General features: G+C 44.5%; 7 protein-coding genes. 4 read left to right on the forward strand and 3 right to left on the reverse strand.

Annotation, left to right across the window (positions count from 1 at the left end; genetic code table 11):
- Positions 1-1,038 precede the first annotated feature (1,038 nt).
- From FZC79_RS13655 to aspA, 3 genes are all read left to right on the forward strand, one after another.
- On the forward strand, positions 1,039-5,346 hold the full coding sequence (locus FZC79_RS13655; RefSeq protein ID WP_148947328.1) for a glycoside hydrolase family 66 protein: 4,308 nt from the start codon (positions 1,039-1,041) through the stop codon (positions 5,344-5,346).
- 514 nt (positions 5,347-5,860) lie between these two features.
- The gene (locus FZC79_RS13660) at positions 5,861-7,339 is read left to right on the forward strand and encodes a phytoene desaturase family protein (protein ID WP_187442781.1); all 1,479 of its coding nucleotides are present in this window, start codon (positions 5,861-5,863) and stop codon (positions 7,337-7,339) included.
- Positions 7,340-7,461: 122 nt separating this feature from the next.
- The gene (aspA, locus tag FZC79_RS13665; RefSeq protein WP_435873945.1) at positions 7,462-8,892 is read left to right on the forward strand and encodes an aspartate ammonia-lyase; all 1,431 of its coding nucleotides are present in this window, start codon (positions 7,462-7,464) and stop codon (positions 8,890-8,892) included.
- A 260-nt stretch (positions 8,893-9,152) separates the two neighbouring features.
- Here aspA and FZC79_RS13670 read toward each other — a convergent pair whose 3' ends face one another.
- From FZC79_RS13670 to FZC79_RS13680, 3 genes are all read right to left on the reverse strand, one after another.
- Positions 9,153-9,443: a hypothetical protein gene (locus tag FZC79_RS13670; protein ID WP_148947330.1), complete on the reverse strand. Its 291-nt coding sequence runs from the start codon at positions 9,441-9,443 to the stop codon at positions 9,153-9,155.
- Positions 9,444-9,526: 83 nt separating this feature from the next.
- Positions 9,527-9,763 carry a hypothetical protein gene (locus FZC79_RS13675; RefSeq protein WP_148947331.1) on the reverse strand — a complete coding sequence of 79 codons (237 nt, stop codon included), beginning with the start codon at positions 9,761-9,763 and terminating at the stop codon, positions 9,527-9,529.
- 128 nt (positions 9,764-9,891) lie between these two features.
- On the reverse strand, positions 9,892-11,019 hold the full coding sequence (locus FZC79_RS13680) for an aspartyl protease family protein (RefSeq protein ID WP_148947332.1): 1,128 nt from the start codon (positions 11,017-11,019) through the stop codon (positions 9,892-9,894).
- 198 nt (positions 11,020-11,217) lie between these two features.
- On the opposite strand from FZC79_RS13680, the gene FZC79_RS13685 reads away from it, so the two are divergent.
- Positions 11,218-11,952, forward strand: a complete 735-nt coding sequence (locus tag FZC79_RS13685) for a methionine ABC transporter ATP-binding protein (protein WP_148947333.1) — start codon at positions 11,218-11,220, stop codon at positions 11,950-11,952.

Consider the following 11,952-nt stretch of genomic DNA (forward strand, 5'->3'; position numbering starts at 1 on the left):
GTGTTTAAGAGCTAATCACCCTACTAAAATGGAGAAATCCAGTTATAGTATAGTGTTTAAGAGCTAATCACCCTATTAAAATGGAGAAATCCAGTTATAGTATAGTGTTTAAGAGCTAATCACCCTACTAAAATGGAGAAATCCAATTWTAGTATAGTGTTTAAGAGCTAATCACCCTATTAAAATGGAGAAATCCAGTTATAGTATAGTGTTTAAGAGCTAATCACCCTATTAAAATGGAGAAATCCAGTTATAGTATAGTGTTTAAGAGYTAATCACCCTATTAAAATGGAGAAATCCAGTTATAGTATAGTGTTTAAGGGCTAATCACCCTATTAAAATGGAGAAATCCAGTTATAGTATAGTGTTTAAGAGCTAATCACCCTAATAAAATGGAGAAATCCAGTTATAGTATAGTGTTTAAGAGCTAATCACCCTATTAAAATGGAGAAATCCAGTTATAGTATAGTGTTTAAGAGCTAATCACCCTATTAAAATGGAGAAATCCAGTTATAGTATAGTGTTTAAGAGCTAATCACCCTATTAAAATAGAGAAATCCAGTTATAGTATAGTGTTTAAGAGCTAATCACCCTATTAAAATGGAGAAATCCAGTTATAGTATAGTGTTTAAGAGCTAATCACCCTATTGAAATGGAGAAATCCAGTTATAGTATAGTGATTAGGAGCAAAACACCCTATTATAAATCAGAAATCCAGTTTTAGCAGGCTGCTCCCACCCCAATCACCCCCACCCTCAAAGCACAGCGCCAGGCATTTCCCTCCGGCAACTCTCCAAAGTCAAAAGCCCTAAGACTATCTGCCTTGCAGCCAGTACGCCGCTAAAATAACCATAAAAAATGGTGTCTTTTATCTCTATTTCAGTAAAAACACCACCATCGCAAACCGTAAATAAGAGTGCCGGCAAATCGAATTATCGAAAATTCAAACAAATGACACCTTCACAGTAATGAAAACGGTTACATAAGGATTCTCCATAGAGGACAATAAAAGTATCGAAGAATTCAAGGAGGAAATGTATGAAAAAGAGTTCATTCCGCAAAACGACTTTACCGTTAGCCAGTCTGGTGGCTGTCAATCTTGCCTTCGCTTCCATGACGCTCACCCCTGTAACAGAGGCGAAGACGAACAACCCCCACGCCGCAGCGCAGGCTCAGCATAAAGCTAAAGCAGGGCTTCCAGCTGAACCTATCACCGCCTTTCTGGTCGATAAAGCCAGATACAACCCGAAAGAAAAAGTGAAAATGTCACTTCTGTTTGACACGACGAAGGATTGGAAAGGAAAACTGAACCTCGAAGTCTATCACTTGAATGAGAAAGTGGCAGAGGGATCCAAGAATATTAAGGTGAAAAAAGGATTAAAAGGAATCGAGATCGAATGGACCCCGCCGAAAGAGGATTTCCGTGGATATCTTGTGAAGGCTTCCATAAAAGGTTCCGATCAGGTAGTGACCGCAGCGATTGATGTCTCCAGTGACTGGACCCAGTATCCCCGTTATGGATATGCGACTGAGTTTCCTCAAGAATCCAAAGCGGATAGTGAGAAAAAGATGAAGGAACTGACGCAGGAATATTATCTGAACGGGTTCCAATTTTATGACTGGATGTGGCGCCATGATGTGTCTGTCTACTCTAAAACGGACAGCGAAGGAAACCCTCTTCGTGATGAGGATGGAAATTTTATCTCAGAAGAAATCACGAAAGAAACGGCCTATGATGACTTGCTGGGGAGAGAGTTATTCCCGCTGACGGTCAAGCAGCAGGTCAAAGCGGCGCAGAAGTACAATGCGGCTGCGATGGCTTATCAGATGAACTATGCAGCAAGGGAAAACTATGAAGCTTTCGGAGTGAAGAAGGAGTGGGGGCTTTACAGAAAGAATGCGGAGTTCCCGAATCCGTCCCTCAATGATCAGGAAGGCTTTTACTTTGACTGGGTAGATCCGCCGACGGGATTGTATCTTCAGGATCCGGGCAATACGGAATGGCAGGACTACCTCAATAAAGAATTTGCCAGAGGAGTCAATGAATTCGGTTTTGATGGGATGCACCTTGATCAATGGGGCTTCCATGACAATGATTATCTCTATGACTATCAAGGAAATGAGCGATATTTTTCAAGAGACTATGATTCTCTTATCAATTCAGTCAAAGATTCACTTGTCGATAATGATAAAAAGAAGAACTTTGTTACCTTCAATATGGTGGGAGGAAATGAAGGGTATGGGGATGTTCCGAAAACAACGACCAAGACGGACTTCGACTACAGCGAAATTTGGCAGGACAAAGACAATTATCGCGATCTCTTGAAAATCGTCGAGGAAACCAGGGAAACCAATGGAGGGAAAGCGGTCGTGATTGCAGGGTACATGAACTACAAGCAGGCGACGGGCACTCACTACGAGGTTTCTGATGTACAAGGAATCCCGAAAGCCGATCAATTTTTCTCCAGAATCGGAAAGACAGCCGGCTGGGTCGGTGATTTTGGTAAGAAAGACGAAGACCAGATTATCTGGACTGTTGATGTGCCTGCAGCAGGCACTTATTCGCTTGACCTTAATTACGGCCATGATAACGGAGAAAGCCCGAATGGCAAGCTGACCGTCAACAATTCTGAAGCCGTGCCATCCATCGATTTTAATGAAAAAACAGGATGGGGCAACCCGGTTGCGGCAAAATCCTATGAAGTGGAACTGCAGGCAGGAACGAATGAAATCATGCTGAGTTTGAATTCGAATAATCTGTGGCTGAATGTCGACAGCATCACTCTTGAAAAAGCTGATTTTAAAAAGGAATATGAAGCGGAAGATGCCGAGCTGATCAGCTGTAAAGTCGACAAGCATGGCCATGTGTTTAATTTTGAAACAGACGGCGATTTCATTGAATTTGATGTGAATGTAAAAGAAGCAGGAACCTATCCGCTCAGCTTCCAGTACGGAGTTGAACGTAGTGCTGTCTCGCGGAATGTCTATGTGAACGGAGAACTTCTCAAGGATCAGGTACAGATGACATCAACCGGCGGCTGGGAAAACTTCCAATCCACAGCAGATATTGTAGTTCCTTTAAAGGCAGGAGCCAATAAGGTTGTTTTAAAAGTGGAAGGTGTAAATGATACAGGAGCTAAAGTCGATTACCTGTCTGTAGGAGAGGACCGCTATCAGGCTGAAAAGGCCCACAGCGGATGGGAGCCTTCGCAGGAGCCGTTACTGGATATCGCAGACGGAGCGCTGACAGAGTTCAAGCAGCAAGGCGATTTCATTCGTTTTAATGCAGAAACGGACTCAGCCAAAGAAACAGCAGTCTCCATCTTTTACAAAAATCCAGGTGAAGAAACAAAAAGAAGTATTTTCATTAATGGCAAAAAAGCGGGCGTATTCACCCTGCCTCATACGGAAGGCGAAGAGTACCACAAGGCAGAATCTGTCGTCTACCTTCCTGGAGGAACGAGTGACGTAATGGTCAAAATGGAAGAGGAAACAGCAGCTGCGGCTATCATGGTCGATCAATTTAAAGTAGAGTCGGCAGTGATCGAGGCTGAGCAGGCCGAAATTGGCTGGAGTCCTGTAGTGGCGAAAACAAGTCAGGTGTCCATCTCCCCGGGTTACACGGACAACCTTGGAAACAGGGGGCAGCGTGTTGTTTTTAACGTAAATAATGAGAAAGAAACAGATACACTCACGTTCAAATATAGAACGGGCAATAACCCGCAAGTCAATATTTATGTGGATGGAGAGCTGATACCGGCAAACAATTCTTACGTCGACGGAAAGACGATTTCCGAAAACATCTTCAGCAGCACGCCAGGAGGCTGGGATGGCGCAATGGCCGAGAAATCCATCAAGGCACCGATTCCTGCCGGAAACCATGAAGTGGTATTTGAACTGGCCTCCAATGGGCAGTACATCAACCTCGACAGCATGACGGCCGGTGAAAAAGAATACCAGGTGGAGGATGCTTCATTTGCGCCTGAAGGCCATGGCATCTCGACCACAACAGGCCATGTCTACGACTTCAAGGATGAAGAAGACTTCCTGGATTTCCAAGTGAAAGCAGAAGAGGCAGGCACTTACGACCTTGTTTGGAAGTATAACAATGATTCCGCTTCAAAGCGTGATGCGAAACGAAGTGTCTACATCAATGGAGAAAGAATTCAGGATCTCACTTTCCCTTCGAGTAATGGATGGACAGAACTTGAGATGAAGGACATTTCATTAAAAGAAGGAATCAATTCCATTAAACTAGCTGTGGAAAATATCGATGACGATGGAGTGAAGCTTGATTATCTGCAGGTCGGAGAAGAAAAGTGGCATGCAGAGTCGGTCAACACCCTTGCGCCTATGCACATCTATAAAGATACCCTGCTGAATTTCGGCCATGTCGGTGATGAAGTCACGTTCAATGTCGACCTCGAGGAAAAAGGTGAAACGAGCTTCATCTTCACCTACGCCAACGCCGGAGCGGAGACGGCAAGAACTGTCCTAGTAGATGGAAAACCTGCTCTGGACGATAACGGAAAACCATACACAGTTGCGTTCAAAGGCACAGGAAACAAGGATTCCTACAGTGAGGATGGATATGTTGTCCTGCCGGATATGACCGCAGGCAAACACACCATCACCCTGAAACAGGAAGAAGGGCAAAAGGGATCGATCGATTTGCGAAGAATGACGATCGGCTTGTTCGATGAACCTGCCGTCCGCCTGATGGATGCTGGACTCGCCGCTATGGGAGCCACGCATATCGAAATCGGTACCGCTGAAAATTACGAAGAAGGCCCGAATATGCTGGCTCACGAGTACTACCCGAACCGCAGCAAAAAAATGAGTGCTTCCCTGAAAGACTCAATGAAAGACTACTATAAATTCTTTGCTGCCTACGAGAATCTTCTATTTGACAGTAAAGAAACAGACAAAAAAATTGTTATCGAAAAAGGGAACGAAGAGGTAAAAACAAGTGCTAATGGCGAGCAGAACAGCATATGGACCATCGCCAGAGAAAATAAGAATAACAAAGGCTTCGAGGATTATGAACTCCTCCACCTGATCAACCTTCTCCATAATGATTCCAATTGGAGAAACGCTGCCACTAAACCGCAGAAGCAGGAAGACATGACGGTCCGCTATCACATCGGCAAAACCAAGAAAGACCTTCCTGACTTGCGTGTTTACACAGCAAGTCCCGATGGCGCAGAAGGACAGCTGCAGGAAATTCCGTTCACTTGGAGTAACGAAGAACTAGTGATCACCCTGCCTGAATTGGAGTATTGGCAGATGATTGTTATTGATCGGGATGGAACGCAGAATAAAAAGGCTGAAAAGATTAAGTTTTGAGGAAAAGAAGCGCAGCGGCAGTTGGCTGCGCTTCTTTTTGCGCGTAAGAACAGAAAAGTAAAGAGAGCCCATTATCTTTAAGAGATAATAGCTCTTTTTGGTATGATAAAGGATAAGTAAATTGCTTGGATAGGGTACCGCCTTAAATGATCATGGGCTGCTGGGAATTGGTGCGATTAGCGAGAAAACGTGCCATCAAAATCAGGAATCTGGGTTGAGATGGTACGATTAGCCGGAAAACGTACCAACAAAATCAGAAATCTGCGCTGAGATGGTAAGATTCCTCGGAAAACGTACCATCAAAATCAGAAATCAGCGTTGAGCTGGTACGATTAGCCGGAAAACGTACCAACAAAAATAGAAATCAGAGTTGGGATGGTACGATTAGCCGGGAATCGAACCAATAAAATCAGAAATCAGTGTTGAGATGGTACGAATAGCTCGGAGCACACTGATAAAAAGGAAAATGGCCGTTGAGATGTTACAATTACTCAAAAAGACTGGAGGTGCCGCCATGTCAAAGTCTGTCTGTGTCATCGGCGCGGGTGTCGGCGGACTGACAGCTGCTGCGTATTTAGCGAAGGAAGGCTATAAGGTGACGGTTATTGAAAAATCGACGACGGTTGGAGGCTCGGCGGGGTGGTATTTCCGGAATGGCCGGAAGTTTCCGACGGGAGCCACCATTGCGTTCGGCTTAGAGGAGCAGGGTTTGTTAAGGACCGTTTTGGATGATTTGGACATCGACCTTCCGGCAGCGGACCTGCTGCATCCAATGGATATTATTTTGCCGCAGGAAAAGGTCTCGGTATATAAAAGTACGGAGCTGTGGGAGGAAGAGCTGAAACGCGCTTTTTCTGAGAGAAGTAAAGAAGTGTTGAAGTTCTGGAGAGCCCTTCAGCAGATTGGCGAAGATGTTCAGGCTGTCACTGAAAGCCGGGTTTCGCTGCCTATCAGAAGGTTCTATGAATTAGGCAGCCTGCCTCAGCATGCTCTAAAGCATCCGGCATCAGTCATGCGCCTTGCCCGGTATGCGCTGATGACAGTAGAAGATCTTATGAAAAAGTATGATCTGCAATCGTATCAACCACTGCGCCAGCTTCTGGATGCCCAGCTGCTTGATGCTGTGCAGACGGATGTGTCGCAAGCGGCACTGCTTCCATCCAGTCTCGCTTTAACGATCTACCGGAGGGGCAGTTTCGCCATTCAGGAAGGGCTCGGACAGCTTGCGAAAACATTGGCAGGCCGGGTGAAGGAGCTGGGCGGGGAGGTTGTGAAGGTCTCTCCCGTAGAAAGTCTCACTTATGATACAAGCAGGAAGCAATGGGATGTCATCAGCCGGAAATGCACCTCTTCTTTTGACTTTGTCATCAATAACTCGGGACTCTCTTTTGGGCCGGGTACCTCCTATGGAGCAGACGATGAGTTTTCATGGGGAGCCTTTAGAATGGATGCCGTTCTTTCCGATGAAGTGAGGCGGGGACCTTTGGAGGGAGTGGAATTTCCTTTTGCATACCAAATTGTTCCGCAGTTTGATTTTTCCTCTCTGGTCAAGAATACGCATGGACCGGTTTATGCGACTTTTCATAACACGCAGGACATGAAGGGGAATCTTTTAAAAGATGAAGTGACAATGACCGTTTCGCTGCACACGGATCCTGATATCTGGTCGACGTATTCAAAGGAGAAGTACAAGGAAATGAAGGAGCGGCTGACGGAAGAAATTCTGAATGAAATTGATAGAGTCATTCCGGTTAGGGAGAGTCTTCTTTTTGCAGAGACCGGAACGCCTTTGACGTACGAACGCTATATCGGGAAGACGGCAGTCGGCGGTTTTCCTTTGACAGTAAAAAATGCGATCTTGAAGCCGAAAAGTGTTCGTTCTTCCCTGCCGCAATTGTATATTGTCGGAGAGCAGGTGTTTCCTGGACCCGGGACGCTATCCTCGACTCTCAGCGGCTATTATGCTGCAAGGAGTATCATGAAGGAGAGGTGAAGGGAATTCGCCTCTTCTTTCTTTATTTTAGGTTAGTGAAGCTATGTGAGACATGCTATTATAGAAAAGGATATAAACAGCCAATATATAAATAAGAGACTAATCAAAGGGGATACAGCCAAATGTCAGTCATAGTAAACAAACACCGAGTGGAACGAGATTTCCTCGGATCTAAGGAAGTACCCGAACATGCTTATTATGGAATTCAGACGCTGCGTGCAGTGGAGAATTTTCCGATCACAGGCTACAAGATTCATCCGGAGCTGATCAAGGCAATGGCCATGGTGAAAAAAGCGGCGGCCCAGGCGAATGTGGATGTCGGCAGGCTTTACTCAGGCATCGGGGAAGCCATCGTGAAAGCCGCGGATGAAATGATCGATGGACAATGGCATGATCAGGTTCTTGTCGATCCGATCCAGGGAGGCGCCGGAACATCGTTCAACATGAACATCAATGAGATCCTTGCCAACCGTGCACTGGAGTTCATGGAAAAAGAGAAGGGCGCGTACGGACACTGCAGTCCGAACAGCCACGTCAATATGTCGCAATCGACCAATGACGCCTTCCCGACAGCTATGCATATTTCGATCTTGAACCTGCTTGATCAGTTGATTCCGACGATGGAAAAGATGCATGAGGCGTTCAGCGCTAAAGCGCAGGAATTCAGCCATATTATCAAAATGGGACGCACCCACCTGCAGGACGCAGTTCCCATCAGGCTCGGCCAGGAATTCGAAGCGTACAGCCGAGTGATTGCAAGAGACATCAAGCGCATAGAGCGGACCAGGGAGCATCTTTATGAGCTGAACATGGGAGCGACGGCCGTAGGGACAGGCCTCAATGCGTTTCCGAAATATATCGAGCTTGTCGTTCCTTACCTGGCAGAAATCAGCGGCCTTCCGTTCACAGGCGCTGAACATCTGGTGGATGCTACACAAAACACGGATGCTTACACAGAAGTATCCAGCACGCTGAAGATCTCTATGGTCAATATGTCCAAAATCGCTAATGACCTGCGTTTAATGGCTTCAGGACCAAGAGCCGGCCTGGGTGAGATTTCCCTTCCGTCAAGGCAGCCTGGTTCATCCATCATGCCTGGAAAAGTGAATCCGGTCATGCCGGAGCTCATCAACCAGGTGGCTTTCCAAGTCATCGGGAATGACCACACTATTTCCATGGCGTCCGAAGCCGGGCAAATGGAGCTGAACGTGATGGAGCCGGTGCTGATTTTCAACCTTCTTCAATCCATCAGCATCATGAACAATGCCTTTGATACTTTTACAGAGAACTGTGTAAAAGGGATCGAAGCCAATGAAGAAAGAATGAAGACCTATGTGGAGAAGAGTGTCGGCATCATCACGGCAGTCAACCCGCATATCGGTTATGAAGTCGCTTCACGAATCGCGAGGGAAGCGATCCTGAACGGCGAGCCAATCAGGGAACTGTGCTTGAGATATGATGTCCTGACAGAAGAAGAGCTAGATTTGATTCTGGATCCTTATGAAATGACGAACCCGGGTATTGCGGGGGCGGCTTTGTTTGATAGAGAATAAGAGCAAGTTTTTTTGGGAAATTTAGATCATGTTGACGTATAATGGCAGCCTAAATAATCTACATGATCATAATGTATGCAACAAGGGAAATGAATGGAATTAACATACCAAAAAAGGCTTGGGGTATCCCTAGCCTTTTTTGGTGATTAGTGGCAGTACTTATTTCGATTACCAATAGCGAGTAATGAGCAGGCGAAAGGCTTAGAAGCTGAACTTCTAAGCCTTTTGCCATTTACTTATGCAATTTAAAACTCCGTTCGTTAGATAATCCTTTGTTCTTTCCATTGGTCGAAATACTTTTGATAACCCATTTCCTCGGCAGTCATGGTGTATTGCGTACCGCCCCATTTAAAAGTATGAGGTCCCGACAATGCTTCATAGGTCGGACTTCCTTCTATATCTCCGAAAAGCGTTTTGAATGTATCCACATCCACTGAATGTGTTGTTCCATTCTCGTAGGTTTCAAGAAAAATGAAATCAACCTCTCCCTGTTCTGTATGCCCCTTAAAAATCAAACCTGCTTCATTTAATGATAAAAATAATTGATTCATACTCGACCTCTACTCTACCTGGAAATTTTCGATAGTGAAAAAGCGGCTGCTTTATGGAACAATCACCCCCGCAGGGAAATTTATCACCTTATGTAGAACGCAGCAGCCGCAAAAAGCATAGCAATTGCACCAACAATATATTTATAGCCGCCCTTATCTTGCCGCCCCTTGATAAATTCAACCGCGGTTAACAAATACGTAATAGATAAAAGACCGAGAACAAGATATATCGGTATCTTATTCTCCATTAAAAAATAAGATAAAAAAAGTCCAATTACTATGATAAAGAGGATATCATTTACCCTTTTTAATATATTCATCTTCCTCACTCCTTAAAAGCTTCCTTAACTGAACCTTACCTGAAGATGGTTGTTAACAATTAAAAACTTATAAGCTGTATATTTACATATAATCCAGCATTTAATTATGGAACGTTCATTGAAATAGTTTAACGGAAAACGTCAACCTTCCTATTAGCATAATCAATAATCAAGCGTCCGTCTTTCGCAATATCGCTTCCAAATACACCATCAGGGGTAAAAAAACTGCCAAAATCAGATAACATCATCCGGACGTTTGCAAAGGTAATGTCTTGTTGGGAATTGAACTGGATGCTTAAGTAATTGATACACTGAATCTCTCTTTCTTTTACATCGCCAATTCCGCCGGCATGGATGAGTCTGTTCTCTACTACCAGATTATCCAGTTTTGACAGAAGAGGCTGCCCAAAATGCGTTTTATTGGCTCCCGTATCCAATCCGAAATACAGCGGTTTTTCATTTAAGCTACTTACTTTTATAAATGGAGCTCCGCAGAAAAAGAGGTTTCTATCCTTGTTTTCTTTTGTTATTGGTTTCTGGATCAGAACTTCTTTCGCTTTGTAATCAATCTCTAAATGTAAATGTTGAATAATGTCCCATCCTATAATTCCGTCAATGACCATGTTTCCTTTCTTGTCAGGGAGTGGAATCTCTAGTAGATTATCTGAAAGGACCAAAGCCGGCTGGTTGCGAATGAGCAAATCTTTAATTTTAATAGAATGAATAAATGCTAAGTCTGTATCCAAGTCCTGGTTGGTTGAATTTCCGACTACCATTTCCTTCTCTTTTAAAAGGTTCATTGAACATTCATTTGCTAGAGTACTTGAAATTACCGTCATTCCCGCCCCTGTATCCAGCCAGAAGAATTTCTTTTTTCCGTTGATGAGAACTTCAATCGTTGGGCAGCCTGAAAAGCTGAGTTTCATTGGAGTATGTATAGGGCTTTCTGGGAAAGAGTACAAGGGAGGTTCAGACATGCCGCATGACCTTGCGATTATTCGATTGCTTTTTTCGATACTTGGTTCTTCAAGGAGTCCGTCTGTTTCTATTTGACTCCACTCTGAACGTGTAAAATAAAGGTCAAATAATAGGTTGGCTGCTTCACTCTTTACTAAAGAATTCTGGGTGGAGTTGTACAGCTGCTTTAAATGGTTGATTGCAATAGAATCTTCTCCCATGATAATGAATTCTAAAGCAGTCCCCAATCCTTCATCAGACTTTTGGTTACCAAGATCAAAAACCTTCAATTTCTTCATCACTTTTAGATCCCCCTATAAAAAAGTAAATTTAACTATCATTATAACAATAAAAGTAATATTTTACCTTTTAACCCCAATGATAATTCGTAAATTTCAAAATAAATAGAAAAAACAGCTAACCTGACACCACTAGTGAATTAAGCTATAATTGAATGCGTCTGAAATTTGCCTTTCACATAAGAAAGGGGTTTTTTTATGCTTGTGTTGCATGATGTGACGAAGAGTTTTTCGAGCTATCAAGCCATTAAATCGGTGTCACTGACCATACATAAAGGCGAGATTCATGGAATCATCGGAGCCAGCGGGGCGGGGAAGTCAACCTTGCTGCGGCTGATGAATTTGCTGGAAATCCCTGATGAAGGTGAAGTCGAAGTGAACGGACAGTTCCTGACGAAGATGAACAGCCGGAAGCTTCGGGAAGCCCGGAAGTCGATTGGGATGATTTTTCAGCACTTTAATCTGGTGGCCAATAAAACGGTGTATGAGAATGTGGTCGTATCTTTGCAGCTGGCGAATTTTCCAAAAAGAGAACGCCGGGACCGTGTGATGGAGTGCCTTCGGTTTGTTGGGTTGGAGAGCTTTGTGGAGAAGTATCCTGCGCAGTTGAGCGGCGGGCAGAAACAGCGGGTGGCGATTGCGAGAGCATTGGCGAATAAGCCCCAGGTACTGCTGTGCGATGAGCCGACTTCTTCTCTCGACCCGAACACAACGTCCGATATATTGGGTGTTTTAGAAAATATCAATCGAAGTCTCGGGGTGACGATTGTGATTGTCAGCCATGAGATGAACGTGATTAAGAGCATCTGCAATCGTGTGACGGTGATGGCCGGCGGGGAAATCTACGATACCGTCGACTCGGAACCGAGAGGGATACAAGCCAGGGATGACAGCCCCGATTACTTTATAGAGCAGCTGAAAAAGGATGTGTGA

Source organism: Rossellomorea vietnamensis (genome assembly GCF_008180615.1).
GTDB lineage: Bacteria > Bacillota > Bacilli > Bacillales > Bacillaceae_B > Rossellomorea > Rossellomorea vietnamensis_D.

Bases quoted from the DNA above. Each gene is read 5' to 3' on its own strand.
- aspA (WP_435873945.1), top strand. From the start codon at position 7,462: ATGTCAGTCATAGTAAACAAACACCGAGTGGAACGAGATTTCCTCGGA.
- FZC79_RS13675 (WP_148947331.1), bottom strand. From the start codon at position 9,763: ATGAATATATTAAAAAGGGTAAATGATATCCTCTTTATCATAGTAATT.
- FZC79_RS13680 (WP_148947332.1), bottom strand. From the start codon at position 11,019: ATGAAGAAATTGAAGGTTTTTGATCTTGGTAACCAAAAGTCTGATGAA.
- FZC79_RS13685 (WP_148947333.1), top strand. From the start codon at position 11,218: ATGCTTGTGTTGCATGATGTGACGAAGAGTTTTTCGAGCTATCAAGCC.
- FZC79_RS13660 (WP_187442781.1), top strand. From the start codon at position 5,861: ATGTCAAAGTCTGTCTGTGTCATCGGCGCGGGTGTCGGCGGACTGACA.
- FZC79_RS13655 (WP_148947328.1), top strand. From the start codon at position 1,039: ATGAAAAAGAGTTCATTCCGCAAAACGACTTTACCGTTAGCCAGTCTG.
- FZC79_RS13670 (WP_148947330.1), bottom strand. From the start codon at position 9,443: ATGAATCAATTATTTTTATCATTAAATGAAGCAGGTTTGATTTTTAAG.